20 protein-coding genes and 1 pseudogene are annotated in these 22,179 nt (G+C 41.6%); 18 read left to right on the plus strand and 3 right to left on the minus strand.

The window, feature by feature from the left end; genetic code table 11:
• Positions 1-61 precede the first annotated feature (61 nt).
• The 3 genes from GDK41_RS02665 to GDK41_RS20185 all read left to right on the plus strand — a co-directional run bounded on the left by GDK41_RS02665 (position 62) and on the right by GDK41_RS20185 (position 3,447).
• Entirely contained in the window at positions 62-832 is a 771-nt protein-coding gene (locus GDK41_RS02665; RefSeq protein WP_152084963.1) for a class I SAM-dependent methyltransferase, read from the plus strand.
• 141 nt (positions 833-973) lie between these two features.
• Positions 974-2,899: a methyl-accepting chemotaxis protein gene (locus tag GDK41_RS02670; protein ID WP_152084964.1), complete on the plus strand. Its 1,926-nt coding sequence runs from the start codon at positions 974-976 to the stop codon at positions 2,897-2,899.
• A 389-nt stretch (positions 2,900-3,288) separates the two neighbouring features.
• Positions 3,289-3,447, plus strand: a complete 159-nt coding sequence (locus tag GDK41_RS20185) for a hypothetical protein (RefSeq protein WP_172971536.1) — start codon at positions 3,289-3,291, stop codon at positions 3,445-3,447.
• 207 nt (positions 3,448-3,654) lie between these two features.
• Here GDK41_RS20185 and GDK41_RS02675 read toward each other — a convergent pair whose 3' ends face one another.
• Positions 3,655-4,158 carry a hypothetical protein gene (locus tag GDK41_RS02675; RefSeq protein ID WP_152084965.1) on the minus strand — a complete coding sequence of 168 codons (504 nt, stop codon included), beginning with the start codon at positions 4,156-4,158 and terminating at the stop codon, positions 3,655-3,657.
• Positions 4,159-4,508: 350 nt separating this feature from the next.
• Positions 4,509-5,228: pseudogene (locus tag GDK41_RS02685) on the minus strand (ISAs1 family transposase).
• Between the two features lie 484 nt (positions 5,229-5,712).
• On the opposite strand from GDK41_RS02685, the gene GDK41_RS02690 reads away from it, so the two are divergent.
• The 14 genes from GDK41_RS02690 to GDK41_RS02755 all read left to right on the plus strand — a co-directional run bounded on the left by GDK41_RS02690 (position 5,713) and on the right by GDK41_RS02755 (position 18,802).
• Positions 5,713-6,519 (plus strand): dermatopontin-like protein, encoded by an 807-nt coding sequence (locus GDK41_RS02690; RefSeq protein ID WP_172971537.1) that lies wholly within the window; start codon positions 5,713-5,715, stop codon positions 6,517-6,519.
• A gap of 706 nt (positions 6,520-7,225) precedes the next feature.
• Positions 7,226-7,792 (plus strand): RNA polymerase sigma factor, encoded by a 567-nt coding sequence (locus tag GDK41_RS02695; protein WP_232056512.1) that lies wholly within the window; start codon positions 7,226-7,228, stop codon positions 7,790-7,792.
• 176 nt (positions 7,793-7,968) lie between these two features.
• Positions 7,969-8,484, plus strand: a complete 516-nt coding sequence (locus GDK41_RS02700) for a UpxY family transcription antiterminator (RefSeq protein ID WP_152084969.1) — start codon at positions 7,969-7,971, stop codon at positions 8,482-8,484.
• A gap of 2 nt (positions 8,485-8,486) precedes the next feature.
• On the plus strand, positions 8,487-8,915 hold the full coding sequence (locus GDK41_RS02705; protein ID WP_152084970.1) for a glycoside hydrolase family protein: 429 nt from the start codon (positions 8,487-8,489) through the stop codon (positions 8,913-8,915).
• A 3-nt stretch (positions 8,916-8,918) separates the two neighbouring features.
• Positions 8,919-10,898, plus strand: coding sequence for an ATP-binding protein (locus tag GDK41_RS02710; RefSeq protein WP_152084971.1), 1,980 nt, complete (start codon positions 8,919-8,921; stop codon positions 10,896-10,898).
• Positions 10,876-11,514 carry a Pvc16 family protein gene (locus GDK41_RS02715; RefSeq protein ID WP_152084972.1) on the plus strand — a complete coding sequence of 213 codons (639 nt, stop codon included), beginning with the start codon at positions 10,876-10,878 and terminating at the stop codon, positions 11,512-11,514. The genes GDK41_RS02710 and GDK41_RS02715 overlap by 23 nt, the downstream gene beginning before the upstream one ends.
• A 95-nt stretch (positions 11,515-11,609) precedes the next feature.
• On the plus strand, positions 11,610-14,159 hold the full coding sequence (locus GDK41_RS02720; protein WP_152084973.1) for a hypothetical protein: 2,550 nt from the start codon (positions 11,610-11,612) through the stop codon (positions 14,157-14,159).
• Between the two features lie 108 nt (positions 14,160-14,267).
• Complete coding sequence (locus GDK41_RS02725) at positions 14,268-14,774, plus strand: hypothetical protein (RefSeq protein ID WP_152084974.1); 507 nt, start codon at positions 14,268-14,270, stop codon at positions 14,772-14,774.
• 13 nt (positions 14,775-14,787) lie between these two features.
• Positions 14,788-15,276, plus strand: coding sequence for a hypothetical protein (locus GDK41_RS02730; protein WP_152084975.1), 489 nt, complete (start codon positions 14,788-14,790; stop codon positions 15,274-15,276).
• Positions 15,277-15,356: 80 nt separating this feature from the next.
• Positions 15,357-15,725 (plus strand): eCIS core domain-containing protein, encoded by a 369-nt coding sequence (locus tag GDK41_RS02735; protein WP_152084976.1) that lies wholly within the window; start codon positions 15,357-15,359, stop codon positions 15,723-15,725.
• Between the two features lie 133 nt (positions 15,726-15,858).
• Positions 15,859-17,274, plus strand: a complete 1,416-nt coding sequence (locus tag GDK41_RS02740) for a hypothetical protein (protein ID WP_152084977.1) — start codon at positions 15,859-15,861, stop codon at positions 17,272-17,274.
• A 231-nt stretch (positions 17,275-17,505) separates the two neighbouring features.
• A complete protein-coding gene (locus GDK41_RS20475; RefSeq protein ID WP_172971538.1) occupies positions 17,506-17,664 on the plus strand; it encodes a transposase in 159 nt (52 codons plus the stop codon).
• A 270-nt stretch (positions 17,665-17,934) separates the two neighbouring features.
• Entirely contained in the window at positions 17,935-18,189 is a 255-nt protein-coding gene (locus GDK41_RS20480; protein ID WP_172971539.1) for a transposase, read from the plus strand.
• Positions 18,158-18,802, plus strand: coding sequence for a hypothetical protein (locus GDK41_RS02755; RefSeq protein ID WP_232056513.1), 645 nt, complete (start codon positions 18,158-18,160; stop codon positions 18,800-18,802). The genes GDK41_RS20480 and GDK41_RS02755 overlap by 32 nt, the downstream gene beginning before the upstream one ends.
• Before the next feature lie 82 nt (positions 18,803-18,884).
• On the opposite strand, the gene GDK41_RS02760 is transcribed toward GDK41_RS02755, so the two are convergent.
• Positions 18,885-20,987: a PDC sensor domain-containing protein gene (locus GDK41_RS02760; protein ID WP_232056514.1), complete on the minus strand. Its 2,103-nt coding sequence runs from the start codon at positions 20,985-20,987 to the stop codon at positions 18,885-18,887.
• A gap of 440 nt (positions 20,988-21,427) precedes the next feature.
• Between GDK41_RS02760 and GDK41_RS02765 the strand changes: the two genes are divergently transcribed.
• Entirely contained in the window at positions 21,428-22,027 is a 600-nt protein-coding gene (locus GDK41_RS02765; RefSeq protein WP_152084979.1) for an alpha-ketoglutarate-dependent dioxygenase AlkB, read from the plus strand.
• Positions 22,028-22,179: the final 152 nt, after the last annotated feature.

A 22,179-nucleotide genomic window follows, 5' to 3' on the forward strand; every position in this document is an offset into this window, starting at 1 on the left:
GAGGCTATGTAGCGTGTGGCGCTTTAGGTATACTAGGCGGGCATGAACACAGGAGTTTGCAGTGCTTATTCATACCCCATTTGTTGAAAATCATCCTTATTTAATAGAGCTTGAAGCGCGTTTTGCATTAACGCAATGGGCATCTCAGTCTAACAAAATAGATAATCCTCAGTTTCAGCTACTATACGATGAGAAAGGCTTACAGTTAGCCAAAGTGGATGAGCCAAAACTTGGTGCAGTATTGGTTGATTTTGTGACCGGGGCGGCAGCGCATCGTAGAAAATTTGGTGGTGGTAAGGGCCAAGCAATAGCAAAAGCCGTAGGCCTAAACAAAGGGGCAACGCCGCATGTACTTGATGCAACCGCAGGTCTTGGGCGAGATGCATTTGTACTCGCGGCCCTTGGCTGTAAGGTAACGCTGCATGAGCGCCATCCCGTTGTTGCTGCTTTATTGTACGATGGTTTGCAAAGGGCTTATCAAGATATTGAGATTGGGCCGTGGATGAAACAAAATATGCAAATGCAATTTGGCTCTAGTCATGATTTGTTAGCAAGCTCACAAGTACAACCAGATGTGGTTTACTTAGATCCGATGTTTCCTCATCGAGAAAAAACAGCCCTTGTTAAAAAAGAAATGAGGGTGTTTCAAGATCTTGTCGGAGCCGATGGCGATGCCGATAACTTACTTGATTTTGCATACCAATTAGCGCAAAAACGGGTGGTAGTAAAACGCCCTGATTATGCGCCTTTTTTAAATAATAAAACGCCAAGTATGCAGATCAAAACCAAGAAAAATCGCTTTGATGTTTATGTAAAAGCAGCAATGAAATAAAGCCGGTACTTTGATTTGTTTAGTGAATATACGATGAAAGTATGGTTTTATGTTTGTTTGTATGTTTTTTAGGTAATTTACATTAAATTGTCATAAAAGAGTAATACTCTACGCGCGCTTAAAATTTATAGGGCTGTGCTTATGCGTGTTTCATCGTTTACTCGATTATTGGCAATTTTATTGGCATCTGCCAGTGTATTTTTGGCTGCTGTATTGGTTTGGGCCTCTCAGGTTCTAAGCGCGCTCGATAGCCAGAACATGGCATATACCCAACTCAAAAATACGATTTTAATTGACCTTGAAGGTAGTATTGAAGACTATCTTGGCACGGGCGATGGTCAATACCTTAATCAGTCTTCAGAGCTGATTGAAAAAATTAAACAACAGCATTTACGTGTGCTCCCCCCTGTACTCAGTGAAAACATGCACATGCAACTTGAACAGCTAAATACTGATATAAATGGTAAGTATCGCGCTTTAGGCAAGCTCTCTGGTAATGAAATGGCGTTATTAGATAATGCACTAAGACAGATGTCAGGGTCGGCTTCTTCGCTTATCAATTACACACTAAAAGCGCCCGAGCATGAACTAGCAGCAAGCTATCATCAACTGGCTGGCGATTATTATGCACAGGTGAGTAACTTGAGTATTTATACTTATCAATTAGTGATGAGTTTTGATGAAGATACTGAAAACAACCTACAGCAAACGGTTTCTCGTTTGCAGAAGTTAGCAGATCAAATCAATCGATTAGATAACCTTGGCGTTATGTCTGAAGTTGACGAAGATGAGCTGTTTTTTGGTGCTGAGGCAGAAGACTTAGCTGAAGAGATAAAAGCTGAGCTAACAAGTTGGCCAAATCGTTTTGAGCGAGACTTGAGGTCAACGCTAACCCAATCTAAAAAGCGTCAATCAGGTATTCGCAGTTTAAGGGCTGATATTAAAAAAGTATCAGGGGTGATGCTCAGTGCTGAGCAACAACTTAAAACACAACAAGACGCCTTATCTGAGCGCGTATTAATTATTTTTGGAATAGCGATAGGGTTGTTGATGCTGTTGGCGGCAGGGGTGTATTTAGTACAGCGCAATCAGGTATTACAACCGCTACGTCACCTTCGAGATGGGTTTGCGTATTTAATTGAAAGTAACGATTTGAAGAATATTCAGAGTAAAAACCCTAATACCGAATTAGGCGAAATCGCTACTTATTTTAACCAGCTAATTGAACGCCAGCGCGCTGAAGCACAAGAACGTGAGCAAATGCTTAAGGTGATCAACGAATTTATGCAGCAGATGAGTGACCACTTAGCAAAAATCAGTGAGCAATCAGACACAACATATGCGCGTGTTGAACAAACACAAACGATGCTAGAACAAGTTAAAAGCTTAGGCAGTGAAGCGAGCGATATTAATAGCCAAGTCTCTGATAATGCTAACCAAACTTTTAGCGCAATGAATCAAAGTGTAAACTTTGCGGAGTCAATGCTCAGTGCTAGCTCTAAAAACCAACAGCGTGTAGAAGAAGGACTTGAGAGTTTGAACGAGTTACTCACAGGTGTAGCTGATGTTGGTAAGGTAATTGAAATTATTCGTAATATTGCAGAGCAAACCAATTTACTTGCTCTAAATGCTGCGATTGAATCTGCGCGTGCCGGCGAGCACGGACGTGGGTTTGCGGTCGTGGCAGACGAAGTACGTAAGCTGGCACAGCAAACTCAAGATTCATTAACTGATATTAATGCACAGCTGAATATTTTGGGTGAAAACTCTGGTCGCGTATCAACACAGATCTCAGCATTAGCTGAAGACGCTGAATTGCAAACCCATCATGCCCAAGAGCTGAAGAAGAACTCTGAAGGCGTGGCAAAAAGTGCTCAAAACGCAAATCAAGTTGCTTCTCATGCAATGGAGCTTGCGCAGCAACAAAGTGGGCTACTTGATAATTTCAGTGAAGAAATGGACCAAATGAAGTCACAAGTAAATAGCTCAAGCCAACAAGTATGTGATATTCAAGCACGCTTGCAAGAGCAAATGCAGCAAATTAAACACAGCTTAGGGCTTGTTTAATCTTCTGTTTACAGGTTGAAAGTAAATGCACCGACTTTCAGCCTCCTACTTTTTTCTGCGTGAGTATATTGTGAAGTATAGTAAGATAGTTTGAGTGTCTGTACCTTTATATTGAGCATGTAAACAATTAAGGAACGATATTTTGAAAAATAAATTGATATTAGCAAGCGCAACAGCATTGTTACTTTTGGCCCCGCAGTCATACGCTAAAGCAGTTTAAAGTGTCGCTATCACTCAGCCCCATCCATCGAGAACACAACGGACAAAGATATCAATGTGTTTTGCCCTGTGAACCTTGAGCAAGGCAAGATGATTGATAAAGTCGTGGTATATGGGAGTAGGCAAAAAGCCATTCCTTATCATTTTCTTATACATTATCTGTAAGAGGTATGTTCAACGAAGGTGTCACAGTTGGTACCTTTTCAGCTGCAAATAGCGAAAAGAGTAAAGTTCGCTTAGAACTATTGCTCTACGATGATTATGAACAACGCTTAAACTCATATAGACAAGCGTATGCAGGTCAGGATGAACTTACACTGTACATTTAACGTGTTCAATCCCGAGTGTTGCCCAGCACTACTTAACCTCAGCTGAGGTTACTTAGGTGCACCTTTTGCTTACATACGTTTCACTGGATATGCGGTGACGTATCAGTATTATTAATTATACAACCCGACTCATGGTGTATTTAAGCCTATTTAGGCTCAAGATAAGACCCGATTGTTTTGATCTTTTAATATACCTTCAGATGAGTATTAGCAGAGGTATTTATCATACCTTGCTGGTGGACGGAAAATAAGGCTAACACTTTTAGATGTTTCGGTGGTATCGCCGTCATTGTCAGTAACGCGGCCTCTTACTTCAAAAGAGTCTCCCTGCGCACCAACTAATTGAGCTGTATTGCCTGTTTGACGAACTCCATCAACCCATAGTTCATATCTCGTAATGCTACCATCTTGGTCGCTGCCATTGAGTGTGACAATTGCAGTGGTATCACCTTCTACTCTATACAAGGAAATAGGTGTTGTGGGTTTGTAATCACAGATTTCAGTGGTGCTCGCCTGCTGCCTTTCAAAGGGGATTTCAGCCCAGCAGCTTTTATAGTCAAGTCCGCTACCTTTAGAGAGGTGTACTGAGCGCAATATAGAATAAGAGTAATATTTCGCTAACCATTCGCCTTGCGTATAACACTTTGCCTTACCCCAGTATATTGTTTGATAAGTTGTGTGTTCTACAGTTAACTGGATCACCTGCTGCATTTACATTCAATGTGGTTAACGTGGATAGAGCGAAAAGAGCGAGTAGTGTACCTTTCATAACATTTCTATATTTAACATTAGTGAGTGGTGCTTGGTTGTTTTTTGAACTTACAATAGCTGTATGGTAAACAGTTGGTGTTGTATATCAACCAGGGTGGATTTCAATTTGCTCACATATTAACCAAAAAGCGATTCCGTCCTAAAATCACCGTTCCAAGCTGCTCCTCTTAGTTTCGCAGCTAAACTGTCTTTTTTACCTTGATGTTGCCTGGTTATGTTTAGACATATCCTGTTGAACAAGGCTATGTGTGCCGGCCCGTCTGGGTCTGACACCTTAAATTTACCTTCTTTTAAAAAATATCTAAGACCCAATGTAGCCGGTTTTCAATGTGCCAATGTTCGCGTATTGCTTTTGCCACTAACTCTGGTTTTACCGCCAATGAGCTGACATAGAAATGGAGGGGATAGCTGGTTTTGTTACCTAATTTACGACTTCTTGCGACCTCAATCACCGTTTTTACATGAGGCCATTTTTCTTTGAATTATTTTGGTAATTTGCTCGGTAGCTGCATAACCAGACGACTTTCACTTCTGCCATGAGCATGATCATTGCTTTGGGTTTCTTCGCGTTGGCCCTTGCTGTCATAGTGAGCTTTAAAGTGCTCAGTGATGGCATTGTGTAAATTGCGCTGATTGGCTTTGACTTGGATAATAAAGTCGCCTTTATTCTTTACAATTGTCTCTAACGTATTAGTTTGGCGATGCAGGGCGTCAAGCGTCACAATGCAATCTTTGCACGCCAATATGTCGATGATATCACGGTCAATTTGACCTTCTTGGCCTTTATTTTGCGCGGCTTGTTGATATAAAGAAAGGCCGTTACCAACGTCAAATGCACTGACCACATTGAGCGCGTTATACACATTGTCTTTCCAACAACCTCGAAGTACTTTGCCGTCAATCGCAATGTGTGGCTTTTTAGTTTGTTCACGACGAGAGTTAATCCAATCTAACAGCGCCTTGAGTAAAGCACCTGTGATTATATTTGCAATATAATGCCGCTTTGGAATGCCATATTCAAAGCGACGATGCTGCCTTAATCAATCTAATTGCATCTCACCAAATTCTTGAGTTGACTTCCAACTGTCGGCGCCACTGTTTTTTAAATGGTTTGTTTTTTGTTTGTTTTCGGCGTTCATACTAAAAGAACGGTATAGCGATAAAATAAAGCACTTAGCACCTTTTTAATAAAAAAAGCGAGCTTGAGTTAGTAGAAGTCTCTTAATTTCATTAGGTGCATTAGTGTTCCTTGTTTTTTTTACATTATTTTGTGATGTGTTTTTGGTATTAATACTTATTAAATGTATGCTTGTTGCTAAAATGTGTTTTAAGTTTAATCTTTATTAAATAAAAGATTAAATATTTTTAAATATATTTGTTATAATCTAGATTTGGCTATCGAATGTAGCCAATTTACACGTAAGTATAAGCTTTGGCATATTTAGCTATAGATTTGAGCTATTCATGCTTTTTGTAATTAAAAGGATTATTTTAATGAAAGTTAGAGTACTTAAAAATACTGCGGTTTTGGCAGTGTTATTAGCGTCATCAAGTGTATTTGCGAATGCTGTTCAAAATGACAGCAGGCTGGAGTATCAAACTGGTAACGTAATTTATGCTATTCCTGCTAATCAAGCAGAAAACGTTGATACAATTATTGATCTAATAGACTCAAACAATGACGTTAGCCCGTTTGGAGTGACTAAAGTAGAGCTAGAGGGTAGCGAAGTTATTCATACGGGCTTTGCTGATATTAAAGCATCTGGCAATTTGATTGCTTTAAAACCTTATAATGCAACAGATGTTAACGCTCCAGATGAAACATTCAGGTTCACTTGCCCGAGCAATATGTTTTTACAGCGAGTGTCTAGTTATCATGTTAACTGGGCTGAAGACCGTCGTTTTAGTTTTGAATGTGCTAAGTTCAAAACAGCATCTGGCAGCAGAGTATATCGTGGTTCTGTGAGGTGGTCAGGTTTTGTTAATGAGCCAGATCAAGCGCTAAATTACACATGCCGTGATGGGGAGTTTTTGGTAGGTATGTACTCTGAACACGTGCAATGGGCAGAGGATCGCAGATTTAAATTTGCGTGTGCGGCAATGCGAGAAAACTCTTATTTAGGTACTTTTTTAAAGCCAGAGCTATGTTCAGAAGATGGTCCATCATCACTTGATAGACCTTGGGATCTAGGTACAACCCGAGGCGCATTAATTGGCATGAAAAGTGAGCATGTAAATTGGGCTGAAGATAGAAAAACGACAGTAACTTACTGTTTAGACGCTAATAATGACGATTGGTAATGATGATGTACTGCTATAGGTTACACACCTAAAAAGCGGCATAAAAACAAAATTGAGTCGCCTCACTAGTTGTTTATGTGGCGCGACTTTATTTATAAGCTGTTCCTTTATGAATATATTGGTGCAGCAAGCCATTATATATCTTATTCACATCTCGTTCTTGTGATGAGTAGGGATTAGCAAAGCGAGAATTTTATTTAAAATGCACCACCCGCTAAACTGGGATGCTTTGCGCAGCTCATCGGTTTTATGCATTGTAGTATGTGTTTTTTGCTGAGTCTTTTTCGCTTTGGAAAACGGCGTAACAACCTAAACATTACCCTGTGTTTATTTTGAGTAACCTTTGGTTTTACGTAATAAGCAACTGCTTACTCGTCTCTGTACGCTTATATATGAATCTTCAATTGACTTTCATCTGGTTTAATTCTTTGTTTTTAAAGTGATTTTTATGGTTGGTGGAGTTGTCATGATATATGATATTGTTCCTGCTTACTTCATTTCACTTTGATGTGTAATGCTGTGTAATAGACAGCATCCTTGAAATAATAATAAGGTCACCTTTAACCTTAAACCGCCCAATCTACTGTTTAAAATAATTACAAAGTACTAGTAAAGGTTAATTTGTAGTTTTTATTTTGTGATTTTCTTATTCACATAACTTTGGTTGCTACGTCATCGCTTCGTAAATTCAATTTAAAGCGGAGAGATGATGTTAGTATCAAGGAATTCTTACCTAGCTGTATCAAATGGCACCAACCCACATGTTGAGTTTTGGGGAGTGTGGGCTGAATATAATGAGCGCGTTTTGTCATGCTGCTATAAATGGTTACATAATGACAGTGACCAAATAGAAGATGCCATGGCATTAACGCGCGAAAAAGCATTTCATGCCTACAGAAATAATATCGGTTGCATAGAAAATATGTTCGCCTGGTTATGTCGCATTGCACACAATGTGTGTATGGATATTCATCGTTTAAGTAGTAAAGAAAATGATTTGGTTGGCATAGTCAGTGGCAGTCCTTCTCAGTTTTATTTTAGCGAAAATTATTCTCGAACACTTGAAAGTGATTATGAAAGTCGTGATCTGTATCAGCAATTATCACATGCAATAAATGACCTACCAAATGATCTTAAGCAGGCGATTCAATATAAATTTATTTATGAAATGGAATATGCCGAAATTGCACAGCGGCTGCAAATCACCCCAGAAAATGTTCGAAAGCGTGTGCAGTTAGCCAGGAAAAAGCTTAGTGCACTGCGTGCTTGTTAAGGGTTGATACAGCAGCTTAAACCCCGTTAAATATTTTTTATTGAGGGGGTTCACAAACTGCGACTTAATCCGTTATCGAAATAGCAAAAAAGCGAATATCGCTTTTGATTTTAATCAATACGTAATTACATCATCTCGCTGGGGGTGATGTGGCGGAGCTTGGCTGGAGCATTTTAATGAATAATCAAAGACAGTGGTTTGTGGTGTATACCAAAGCCAATTGCGAAAAAAAGTTTGCGGATCAGGTTAATAAGTTACAAAGTAATTGTGAGGCATTTTTACCCGTTATACAACAAAGTAAACAATGGAGTGATAGGGTAAAGGTAATAGATACGCCTTTATTTAAATCATATGTTTTTGTGTTTATTGATGGTAATGAATTTCAGCAGTTAAAGCGTTTTTCTGGGTTTGTTTCTTACGTTAAATTTAATAATTTGCCGGCCATTATTAACCAAAATGAAATCGAAAAAATAAAGCAGTTTGTTTTAAATGGCAATATTGTTGACGTTTTAGCTAATCGTTTAGTTAAAGGCATGCATATTGAAATAACCAGTGGCAGTTTGAAAGGTTATCGCGGGAAACTCGTAGAGCGACGCAATAAAAAGTTTGTTGCCGTAGAAGTAGAGGGGTTAGAGCAAAGTATGTTGCTTACATTACCCGTTGAATTACTTAAACCAGTACAAGAGGATTAATCATGGCAGTGTTAACAGAGCAAGGACTACAAATGCTTAAAGAGCAGTTATTACGATATGAGGGGTTGTCTTTAAAGCCTTACCAGTGCACGCAAGGTAAAGTAACCATAGGCATTGGTCGTAATTTAACAGATAGGGGGATCACACTTGAAGAGGCCAATTTTTTACTAAGCAATGATATTAAAGATGTACTGGTTCAGGTTAGCAGCAACATCAGTGTTTTTAATACGCTAAATGAAGCGCGTAAACTTATCTTATTAGATATGGCGTTTAATTTAGGTGTGGCTGGCTTAACTAAATTTAAAAAAATGATAGCGGCACTAGAGGGGCAAAACTATGAAGATGCGGCCCGAGAAATGCTTGATTCAAGATGGGCAAACCAAGTTGGCCATCGTGCAAAAGAGCTCGCCGAAAAAATGATAGAGGGTTAAAGCATGTCGAGCCATGCCTTTAACCTTGATAGTGGGCAAAGTGCGCTAGAGCGAGAAACAGCGCATCGACTGTATGTGTTTGCCAATGCATTAAAATCCCAAGACGAGCAAGTAGGTGATGCGTTTGCTAACTTGCATGAAGTGCTTGATAAGTTAATTGCAACTCCACGCTTTAAGCACGTTTGCCGCGTATTTTCGCTCTCAACACAGGAAATAAGCATGTTGGCGCTGGTGTATTTGCAAGCGCAAGACCCAGATTTAATCGCGCCATTTTTAGGTTTAAGCTGGTTTGAGCAAGGCCCGATGCTGAGTTTAGATAAGCTTTTGACTTTGTTGGATAGCGCTCTAAACAAACAGCAGAGCATGGTGCATATTAATTGCGGCTCTGCTGTATTTAAATGGGGCTTGCTACGGCTACAAAACGACGAATATGATTTACAGCGCAGCGTATATATAACGCCCTTTGTACAGTCGTTCTTGTGCTTTGGTAGTTACAAGAGCACGGAACTAAACTATTTTGCTTTGTTGCCATTACAAGCTGATCCTGTTTTTAGTGCGTGTGGCTATGTGCAGCATGAATTAATGAACTTTGATTTGGTGCAACTGCAAGGGGGTGATGAGCAACTCAATCAGTGGTTTGTTGCGCAAAGTGCTGTGCAGCATCAGGTTAAAGCGGCGCAATATATCACCGAGCAAGCTGAGCAGATTAACTTTAATGATGTAGTGAGAGAACTGGCTTGTTTGTTACTACAGGCAAGTGGTGAACCTGTGTTGTTGTACTGGCCTAACTTAGCCGCTTTGCCAAAAGCATATCTTAGAAAATTAAGCACCTTACTTAGCTCAAACAACACACTCACACTGATCACACAAAGTGAAGACCTAACACTTGGCGATATTTTTACGAACACGCACAGTGAGCCTATGCAAGAGCCAAGCCTTGCACAGCGTGCCCAAGCGTGGTTGGCATTGTGTGCAAATGAAGTGGCTACCGAGCAAGATAAAACTTATGCCAATCAGCTGGCTGCCAAATACCCAGTGGCGCTTGCCAATATGCAGCGCTTGGCAGAAAAAGCCAAGCAGTATGATCCAAGCGACTATTGGCAAACATTGCAAGGGCTATGTTTTGAGTCGCAAAGTCAGTATTGCGACGAATTGGCCAAGCTTTGCCAAGCACGTTACACCCTTAAAGACATGATGCTACAAGACAAAGTGGCAACGCAACTGCATGAGCTGGTGGCGCGGGTAAATATGCAAACGACCTTACAAGCACGCTTACCTAGATTCAATCAAGGCTGTAAAGCATTGTTTTGGGGCAAACCCGGCACGGGTAAATCAATGGCGGCTGAAGCCATCGCGGGAGAGTTACAACTGCCTTTGTACATTGTTAACCTTGCCAATATTGCGAGCAAATGGATAGGCGAAACCGAAAAGCACTTGGCCAAATTATTTGACTCAGCTGAGCGCAATAACGCGGTACTGATGTTTGATGAAGCCGACGCTATTTTTGCCAAACGCAGTGAAGTGGAGTCGAGCCACGACAAAAATGCCAATATGGGTGTAAGTTACTTATTACAGCGCATGGAGCATTACTCAGGGTTACTGCTACTAAGCACCAACTTTAAAAACAATTTGGATGAGGCGTTTTTAAGGCGTTTTCATGGGGTAATTGAATTTACCCTACCCACCGAGCAAGAACGAATCGCCATCTGGACACACCATTTGGCAGGCAACGCCGATAGTCATTTACAGCAAGGCATCAACAAACTCGCCGCGTTGTTTGAACTGAGCGCTGCACAAATTATCAATATTTGTGAAGTGGCACTGCTACAAAGTTTGATGGCTAACAAGCCCCTCATTGGCCGTAATGAAATCGCCATGGCCATTCATCGTGAAATGGCGAAACAGCATGGTGGTTTTATGGCGCAGCAATCTCTAACCAATTGGTTACAGGGAGACAAACATGGATCCAACGCTTATCTATAAAGTGCAGCAAGCACTCAAAGCCTTACTTGAACAAACTGTTTTACCTTACAGCAACAACGTCTTACTTGGCCTAGGAGGGTCACAAACCAAGCTGAGTTTTCAAGCGCCCGACAAGGCATTCTTCGACAAAATCGTTTCAGACATTCCAGTGATTAACTGTTACTTGATAGGGATCACCGAAGATATTCAGCGTCGTCAAAGCGAGCCACCACGCACGCAAATGAACTTTACGCAAACCCACCGCACCCGTTTTATTGAGCCAAGGTTTATATCGCTTAGCTACATGATGACGGTGTGGAGCAAAGACGAGGAGCAAGGCGCTGAAATAGAGCATTTGTTTTTGAGTCATTTAATAGCAGGTTTAGGCAAATTTGATTTTATCCCAGAAGACATTATGCAAGCGCAGCAAATTGATATTTCGCCTTACGGTGTACGCAGCCAGTTATTTGGCAACGAACATAGCGAAAAAATCACCGGGCAAGTGTGGCAAGCACTGGGCAGTACGCCAAAACCAACGGTCATTTATTCGTTATCACTACCTATGCCAGTGTTCGACCCTGTTCAGTTGCCTATCATCAAGGAAATGAACAACAAACTTGATAACAAACCCAGCTAGTTTCTTCTTTTTCCCAACATTCATTCTTTATTCGGCTAGTGTTGAGCGCTCGCTCTGCGGCTGACATTTATATTTAAAGATCACAAAGGACAATTATGAGTACTTCAGATCGTAATGCTGAAATAAAAAGCTATTTCCAGCGTGGAGATATTCCAACGCAAGAAGATTTCGGCGAACTTGTTGACGCCGCAACCACAGATAAAATTGCGAATCAACGCTTACCTGAGCAAATAGACCTTAGTGTACTTGGCCAAAGCTCGTTATTAAAAGCTAAAGTGCTTATCGGCGATGGCGCGCAAATCACCAATATTGCAAATCAACACTTACCTAAGCAGATTGATTTAACCACTGCAACTGGTGATGGCACGGCGAGTTTAACAACAGAGCAACTTACCGCGACAACCGTCAGTGCTGCGGCTTTGATTGGCGATGGTGCGCAAGTGACTAATCTTGCCAATAGCAATTTACCTAAGCACATAGATTTAACCGCTGCAACTGGTGATGGCTCGGCGAGTTTAACAACAGAGCAACTCAGTGCGACAACAGTTAGTGCTAATGCTTTGATTGGCGATGGTGCGCAAGTGACTAATCTTGCCAATAGCAATTTACCTAAGCAAATTGATTTAACCACGGCAACGGGCGATGGCACTGCGAGTTTGATCGCGGATAAAGTTTACGCCACGTTAATCGGTGATGGCTCACAAGTGACAGGGTTAGATGTCAGTAACTTAAGCGGTGGCAAGATTGATAACAGCTTATTGAATGAAGCGAGCCAATCAACACAAGGGATAGCAAAATTTGCAACTGTGAGTGATTTAGAAAATGGCACGATAGATAGCGTAGTCTCGGCAGGCGATTTAAAAAGCGCGTTAGATAGCAGTAAAGGCTATGTCGATCAGGAATTAGCGCTACTCCAAGCTGGCATCAAGTTTAAAAGGGAAGTCGCAACGGTTTTTACTGACAATTATGATTTAACGCTGGGGGTGCCAACAGAGCTAGTAAATGGCTACCTTATTCAAACTGGCGACAGGGTGTTGTTTAGTGCTCAAGATGCACTTGCAGAAAACAAAGTGTGGGTAGCACAAGCAGATAACACCTGGTTACTGGCTGAAGATTTTGATAACACGCCAGAGCAAGAGCTATCAGCTGGCATATCTGTTGAAGTGTTAAAGGGCAGCGACCTTGAATACTCAATTTGGACTGTGAGTGAGGTAAGTACAGTTGATACGCAAGTGCTTTTAACATGGCGCAAGCGCAATGATGTTGTTAACTACCAGCCGGGAGACGGCATTGTTTTTGACGGTTTAACCATTAAGGGCGATCAAACTTGGGTTGAGGGGGTGGTACAAAACACCACGATTAACGCGAGCAGTTTACAAGGCGAAATCGCCAGTAATCAAATTGCGAACACCATTGAAAACAAAACGTTTACAGGCAATGGTGCAGGATTAACGGATCTTAACGCCGACAATATTATTAGTGGTAGTCTTGATATTACACGTTTGCCTTCGCAGCTAGACTTTACGCGCGGTGATACGGTTGCTAACTCAAGTGTTCAAGCGTCGCGCTTTATTGGTGATGGCAGTGAGCTATCCAATATCAGCATAGGTAACTTACCAGTCGCTAGTTTAGAAGAAGTTTTAGCCGGCGATCAGAGCAAACTCACCACCGCACAGCATGGTGCGTGGTTAAATCAAAAAATTGATGTTTTAAGTTGCCTAACACGCATACCTTTACCTATTGCTTGTATTGAAACTACACAAGACATTGATATTGATAATGTGCCTAGTGAAATAGATGGGTATGCACTTAAAAATGGCGATTTAGTGCTTTTTAACGCACAAGTTAACCAAAGAGAAAACCATATTTGGCAAGTCAACAAACTCACAGAAGGGTTCAGTGCACAGCCGACCGACTTATATTTACCTACAGATATGCGACAAGGCGATGCAGTTATTATTAGCCACGGTGACAGGTATCAAAATCAGGCATTTTTGCTAAAAACACATCATAGAACAGAAAGTGGTGACGTATATAAATGGCAGGCCACAGAGACGTTATCAATTGCTGGTACTGGTTTAGTGCAAGACAACAGCCGCTTTAGTGTAGACTTTGCTAGTGAAGATGATGTTACCAATCGAGCATTAGATAAAGTGGTTGGTAGTGCCTTGTTGCAACAACAGCTGACCACTCTTACCCCAAGTCAGTTGCAATTTTCAGGTGCTAATCAACCATCGGTGCAAAGCATTGCGCAAAATTTAGAGGCTATTGGTGCGCAGGCAGAGCAAACCTTACCGACGGTGTCTGCAGTAAATACATTGCTAAATAAGATCCAAGCAGTGGACTCACAGAGTCATAACACAGACTTTACCATTGAGCATAATACCACCTGCTTTTTGCAGTTGAATGCTGGACAAGAGGTAACGATAACATTGGATGAGTCAGTGAATCACTTTAGGGTTATAGACTTTGCCAGTTGGGACAATACCAATGCAATTGTATTGAGCCAGGCTTCGCAAGCAAACACGCTAAAGCTTCAGCTAGAAACCAGTTTAAAGAAAATTGATTTTTATAAAGTAGATAATGGATGGCATATTTTTGACGGCATGGGTAACAAAGGAGAGTTACAGGCATCACCCGCGTAAAAATGCCTTTGATGGGCCTTGTCTTTATCACTATTCGGCTCGCTATCAATCAGTATAGCGACGACAAAACTCCCCGCGGGAAACCGCTTCTAACCAAAGGAAATTCCTATGAATAACTTTATTAACGTGATCCAAAAACTGGAAGAGCTGAGCGCTCGTGATAGTAATCAAACTCTGAATATCAACCAATTAAGCAGTGCGCTATATAAGGTGCGAACCGATATGGCCCAACACCTTGATACACAAAGCACCGACCTGCATCGCATCGAAGATATTGCTGATGTACTGGGATATTCGGGCCGAGTGCAGGCAAAACTCACCGAATGGCCTACAGATCAATTGGCTAACCCATCTCTAGATCTTGTTTTGCTAGGCTTAATGGACGTTTTTATAGATGATCGTATCCTTATTCAAGAGGGACAATGGCAAGGTATATACCAAGTTAAAGATCAAGGAGGCACGCGAGTGATCGATCAAACTGATCGGCAGCTTATCCCTGAAGATGCGGTTGTTGTTGTTAAGCGCTTAGATGGAGTTGGTACAGTTATTGAGCATATTATTTGCCAGTTATCAGGTAATGTGTGGACTGAACGCGTTATTCTTGCTGCACCTTAATTTGTGAGCTCCCATGTTTACCACATTGCGTGAACGACTGAAGCGCTATTTTATTACTGGGGCAAAACCCACTCAGGCGCAGTTTGCCGAGTTTTTAGATGCAGCGCTTATTCAAAGCGATGATGGCATTACCAAGCAGTCGTCTGAATTGGGGCAAGTACTGACTTTTTCACTGCCAGAACACCATCAAGCCAATACGGTTTTTCAACAAAGTGTGTGTATTCAAGGGGATTTAATTGTTGAGGGGCAGCTACTCGGTGCCCCTTCATCGAGCACTACCACAACCCCAACAAACCAGGTTTACAGCGCACCAGCAAACCAACATGTAGCTTATGCAAATACCCAATCCGCCAGTGTGCCTATTGGTTGTATTTTACTTTACTGCGGCGCGCACATTCCCGAGGGCTTTTTAGCCTGTGACGGTTTAAATGGCACACCGAACTTAGCACCACCGGTGGACAACCCCATTCAACCCATTCGTTACATTATTAAGATGCGTTGATTGTGCATCCCTTTACTTTTTTGTGCTCATACCAAGCTATGAGAGCGAACTAAAATCTCATTATCCTTAAAGGAATCAAAATGTATCAGTCACTTAGTCATGACCAACAAGAGCTGGAAACACGCCCCGTACAACGCCAAGCTATGAGCCGAGAAGCGCGCTTAAAAGACAACGTAGGCAGCATGATGGGCGTTGATTTAAGCCACGTAAATGTGCACACCAACTCATCAAAACCTGCACAACTCAATGCGCACGCCTATGCCCAAGGCAGCGAAGTACACATCGCCCCAGGGCAAGAACGCCACCTTGGCCACGAACTGGCCCACATTGGCCAACAAATGCAAGGCCGCGTACAAGCCACCACCCAATTTGCAGGACAAGCGGTTAACGATGACCCCAAGCTGGAGCACGAAGCCGATGTGATTGGCGCTAAGGCAGAGAGTATGTGATGAGAAGAGGAAAGGGAGCAAAGAGAGAAGTCGTGATGGCTATATTATAAAGCAAGCGACTTGACCCTTTTTCTTTTAGGCAATAGAGAAAAGCCTATAACAAGCGATAAAGAAAAATTGAAAGGTTTAAGATATGTATGAACAAATAGAAAAACCGAAAGAGAATACCGCGTCCGCCGACAGCAGGAAAAGTAGGGCGGTTGCTAATTCTTTTTCTCAAAAGAAGAATGGCGGTAAGTTGGCTAATCAATTTTTAGACAATCGACCAGAAGCGGTTACTCAGCGCCAACTTTTGAAAAATATTTCGAGCGATGTGTATGAAAAGCAACTTACCCCAGTTCCTTTACTTCAGCATCAGAGCGCCCTTCAAAAAAAAGATTTGACTCAAAAAAATGGGGGTCATCTTTTGGGTGCTGCAACAGATACAAATTTTGCGTTGGCGCCTGGAATGCAAGTTGCACCTGATAGAGGGAATTTGTATGCAAAGACATTGGCTCCTGCTGTAACACCAGCCAACAAAATTGCTGCTATTGGCGAAATAGCGACTGAAATGGGGAGAATTGGGGCATTCGAATCAAAGAAAAATTATCACTATAGAAAAAGCTGGGGGCAAGTCGGAGGACCTTTAAAAATGAATATGCTTCGACGTATAGAAGCAAAAGTGAACAATAAAATCCCTGAGGCAGACCGCAATATAGATGATTTTTACTATGCTTCAGGGCCTTCTTTCATATTTGGTACCGACCAAGACAAAGCTGATCTAGATAGAGAGGGGCAAAAATTGGCAACTAGAAAAAATAACCTTGAGCGAGGTGTAGGTCCAGAGGCCGATTATCTGAATATCGAGGAAATCGATTCAGCTGACATGAACGCATATCGAGGAAATAATACATTAAGATTTTTAGATCCTTTTGTAGTGGATATTTCAGTTCCTTATGGAGCTGGAGCGCCTTACTATACCTTAACCATGCGTGTACAATATTCTGTAAATGCTCATGGTTACGTAATAAAGGTTACTGACACAGGAGCTGGAATAGATTCTACAATTAATGATGGAGATGCAGCAAACCCAACTGGAACAGGTATCCCAAGTACTTTTAATTTTAAGCATGACACAACGGATAATAGAGATTTAGGAACTCTAGTGGCTGGGGTTAACCCAGCTAATACACGCAAGCAAAATGAAATTGGAATTGACGCTCATGCTAAGGTGGCGGCGGAAGGTTCTAGATGGTTATGTGTAAAAGCCTTAGGGGGAACTTTACACAACAATAGCAAGTTCTACATAGCGCATGTTTTGACTGCGGCAGATGTTTTTGCAGGAACCCCTGGTCAACTTGGTGATAACATGACTTATTACGTTGATTTTAAAACGCTTTGGGGATTATGGGACTCTGATTTTTCAGCTGACTACAATATTACAAATGCGGTTACTCGTTCTAAACTTGTTGAAAAATATAAGAAGGCCAGTTATCGGGAAAATCTAATTTATAGGGTTGCGACAGCTGGTTTTGCTGCAGGAGCTGGTGGGTATGATTTGAATCAGTAACTGCCGATTATCTAATAATAGCAATAAACCAGAACTTTTGAGAAAGAAAAGGGGTCAAGCCACTTGTTTCATAACTAATTTAAACTACGCTTAGTCAACATGCTCAATTAGATGATTTTAGATGCCAAGACTACAAAGGATTGAGTACCCCCATGCGTTCTATCATGTGATGAATAAGGGCGATAAAGGCAAACCATTTTCCATGATGAGCGTTATTTTCAAGCATTTTTAGTGACCTTAGATGAAGCGCAACGTCGTTTTTGGTGCATTATTCATACATACTGTTTGATGTCGAACCATTACCATTTGCTGATTGAAACGCACAGCGCAAATCTGGGCCGAATTATGCGTCACGTCAATGGGTCTACACCTAGCGTTACAACTGATTAAAACAGACCGACGGACCTCTTTTTCGGGGGCGCTACAAAGCTATTCTGGTAGAAAAAGACGCCTATTTGCTGCAACTATGAGAAAGAAAAGGGGTCAAGCCACTTGTTTCATAACTAATTTAAACTACGCTTAGTCAACATGCTCAATTAGATGATTTTAGATGCCAAGACTACAAAGGATTGAGTACCCCCATGCGTTCTATCATGTGATGAATAAGGGCGATAAAGGCAAACCATTTTCCATGATGAGCGTTATTTTCAAGCATTTCTAGTGACCTTAGATGAAGCGCAACGTCGTTTTTGGTGCATTATTCATACATACTGTTTGATGTCGAACCATTACCATTTGCTGATTGAAACGCACAGCGCAAATTTGGGCCGAATTATGCGTCACGTCAATGGGGTCTACCTAGCGTTACAACTGATTAAAACAGACCGACGGACCTCTTTTTCGGGGGCGCTACAAAGCTATTCTGGTAGAAAAAGGCGCCTATTTGCTGCAACTAAGTCGCTATATTCACCGTAATCCCATAGAAACACAATCACCGTTGGTTGAAGATTTGGCGCAATCCCCTTGGTCGAGTTACCCAGCATGCATTGGGCAGGCGAAAGCCGAGCCTTGGTTGGAGTGTGAGTATACTTATGCTGTACTTGGGCATCGGTATAAGTTTAAGCAGTACCAACGTTTTGTGCTGGGTGGTAATGACGAAGAGCTAATGACGTTTTACTCGAAAGGAAATACCGCATCGGTGCTTGGTTGCCCGAGCTTTAAAGCGTGGGTGCAAACCCAATATTTCACCGAAGTAACACGTGCTGCGGTTATCCAACAACTGCAACCAGAGCTCGATATTACCGCAATTATTGCAGCTGTGGCGGCGTTTTATGATTGCCCAATTTCGCAACTCACAGAGGTGAACAAAGGGCCAACTAAAGGGTTCGAAGGGCGAAAAGTCGCGATGTATTTTTGCCAAGAGTTGCTTGCTGCAAACCTTCGAGATATTGCTAAGCACTTCCAATTAGGGCATGGCGGCTCGGTAAGTTTTATCACCCATCAAATCAGGCAAAGACAAAAATCGGATAAAGTATTTGCGCAATTTTTGGGTGAGATATTTACGTTTATTATGAAGCAAGCGGCTTGACCCCTTTATGGCCCCTTTAATCTGCATTATTCTCGAGTTAGTCGAATAATAGCAAAAGGCAAGACTTGACCCTTCAGGTTTGCTAATAATAAGTCAAAACCGTAATTAAAAAGATTGAAACCGTCATCATCGGCCAAAACCAAATATTGGCCAGCTGTTTATATATTTTTCCATCGCCATTGAGCGCCATCGCTTTGTAATACTGATGCGCGATGAGCATAAACAACGAAGACACCAAATAGAGTAAGAAGTAAAAGATCTCAAAGTAAACGACCTCGTCTATTTGTAAGTGCTCCCTAATACTGTAGTGGGCCAGCAAAATAGTGAAAACCACTGCGGTAATATTGTTTCTCAAGTCTCCATAAGGCGTATACTTCATGCTTACTACACAAGCATAAAGCAAACACACCATCACCATAACGGGTAGTAAAGTGGTAACAAAAGGCCCGACAAATTCACGTTCGATATTGATGCTGTAATTGAGCTCTGGCGCGACGTTTTGATTGAAAAAAGTATCTAAACCAAAATTGGTGTTGTAGTTTTCAAACCGATAGACAAAATAACTGCTTTTGAGCTGCCATTCATCTAAAACAATGGTGGGCGACACTGCTGGGTTATCCATTTTGGATAGTTTGTCGTACGATTCTAAGTCGGGTACTAGGATCACATTGCCACCCATGTCTGCTTCGTTAAAGCTTAACTCAATGCTTTTATGATCAAATGGATATTTGCTGTAATCAAATTGTTGTCGCGTTTCTATCGAGAAGCGCCAGCCAACCAGCAAACCACCGCCTTGTAGTTCCTTTCGATATGCTTGGGTGACTTCGCTGTTTACTGTATGGTTGAATGACAGCTTAGGTTCAATCAGCTTGCGTTGTTCAGCGGTGAGCTTTTGCCAAGCGTGGCCGGTAAGGTGCACATTATTGGCGTTAAGAAATTCTAACGACTCAACATATAGCCCTGTCGCTATAAACACTGGGCTAGCTACGTGCATTTTTTCTAAGCGATCTTTGTAGCTTGAGGCGAATGCCTCACGTTGCGCTTGCGTGGTAATGGTTACATTGCTGCTTTTTTCAAGCGTTTTAAAACTTCTCGCCAATTCTAGTACCATCGTGGTGCTGAGTATCAAGATGACTGATAGCAATACATTATTTTGTGTCCAAGTCAGTTTCCTATTTTTGGTAAGCAGTAAAACCATGAATGTTAAAGACGCACAGCCCCAAGCAATAATTTGGATCAGGCTTTGCCTGCGCTTATCTTTATCCATTGTGAACATGTCTGCCGACATTCGAGTGATCAATGTCCAATTTGTATTGGGGATTTTGGTGCATGCAGCATAGTGCTCATCATTACTCAGTGTTTCACCATTGAAAAACAAATACTCTAGGTCGTTTTCAAAACACCCCGATATTTTGCTGAGATAAGCAAATTCAGGCTCTTTAACCAGTTCATTAAAGTGAGCCATTTCCCTAACATGACTAAAAACGGGGTGAGAAATCAAATTTTTCTGCTGCGAAAATAAAATGCCATAACCGCCAAGCCCTAAGTCTAACTGCTTCAAAGATATCGTTAACTGATTTAACGAGATATCAGAGGGCACAACACCCAAAGGGGGCTCGCCTAGTGACTGGGCATCTTTGGATTTATAAAAAGGCACAGAGTAGGTGGTCATTAGCACATTATTTTGCGGCTCATAATAAGGTTCGGTCCAAACGGGTCCTTCTTTGAGCGGTCTGTGGTACCAACTAAACTCGTCGTATGGCTTATCATAATCTACCAAGTTGTACTTGCGTACGGTCCCAGAAAACCGTTCATAATATGGGCTAAAATAGCGAATGTTGGATTGGTACTGATACGGGTGAAACGTGACATTCAGTGAATACAGCTCTTCGTTGACAGTAAATTCATCTTCTAGCAGTGTCGCAACATACGTTTTGTCATGAATAGTTGTCACGTTATCAGCAAAGCTATCAACACTGGTCATGATAGTGCTAAGCGCATTATCAACCTCTTTTGCTGCAGCTAGTGTTTGATATTTCACCTGTTCGCGTACTTGCTGGCCAAATGTGCGGGATTGCTTCACTTGATACGCACCATTAATGACAAAGGCTAAAACAGAGACAATCAACAAAATACATAAGGTTGGCACCGTTGCTTTATGAGCCCAATGGTCTTGTAAACGCACGTTTATTTCCACTTTTAATAAATAGAGATTGATAAAAAGCGCAATACACTCCCTAAGTCAGAGGACCGTCACTGATGGAATTGTTGTGTAAAGCGACATAAAAGGGCGCAATAATACAACAAATTGCATATTTGTCATAGTTTGTCGAAGGCGGCTTTTTCTTCACAGAAGGGGCCTTCAAAGTTGGTTTACAGGTATTGATTGCACAAGGCTTAGCTCGAAACCTACATATTTGATAAATAAAAAGTGTACTCAGATTAAGCACAATTGCGGTTAATACATCTGCTAATGCACTTACGTTTGATATTGAGGTTCCTCAGTTTATCTTAAACTCAGCGTGGCAGTGTTCAAATAGCCAAGGGGAAGTGTAGTAAAAAGCAAGACCTGACCCCGAAGATCAGCTAAAGTAACACTGAGTATTCGCTAAGAAGGAACACGCTGTGAAACTCCCCCTAGCTTGTAACGCTTACTACTATTCAAACTTTATGTCGGATGAATTGAGCACGTCATTGCTTAATTGGCTCATGAGCGAATTTGATTTGTCTCAACCTGAAGAGTTGGAGTTTCCTGATGGCACCCGCAGTTCTATTTTACCGTGGCGTATGATGTTTTTAGCGCCGAATTTGGCCAGCTCGGATCAGTTTCCTTTGCACCATGGTCGCCGCGCGGATACATGTGCTGAGCTTGAGCAGTTAAGGCATCAAATTGCGCAATGTACCGGGGTTAATTTAGCTGTTGCGGTATGTTTGTATTATCCAAATGGCGAGGAAAGTTTGGGCTTTCATAGTGACTTACCCGCTTTTGGCTCTACCGATGTAATCGCCTCGATAAGCTTAGGTGCGCAGCGAGAGTTTTTAATTCGTTCTCAAAATAACCCGAGTGAACAACAAAGTGTGACTTTAGAACATGGCTCATTGCTTGTGATGGGCAAAGGTTTTCAAGATATGTATGAACATGCTGTTGCCCGCGGCGCTGTCGACATGGGGCCTCGATTTAATATTTCGTTTCGGCAGTTTGGATACAGGCAAAACGAAGTGTGATTGTATTTGCCTCTTACTGCCTTACTTTATTTATACATTGATAAATAAGTTTTTTTTATTTTAGTTAGACGTCAGCCAAAAATCATCAGTAACTCAAGTTTTTAGTTTTTGCTTTATGTAATGTGTTCATACACTGAACCACATTAGGTAGA

This window comes from Pseudoalteromonas sp. A25 (assembly GCF_009176705.1).
GTDB lineage: Bacteria > Pseudomonadota > Gammaproteobacteria > Enterobacterales > Alteromonadaceae > Pseudoalteromonas.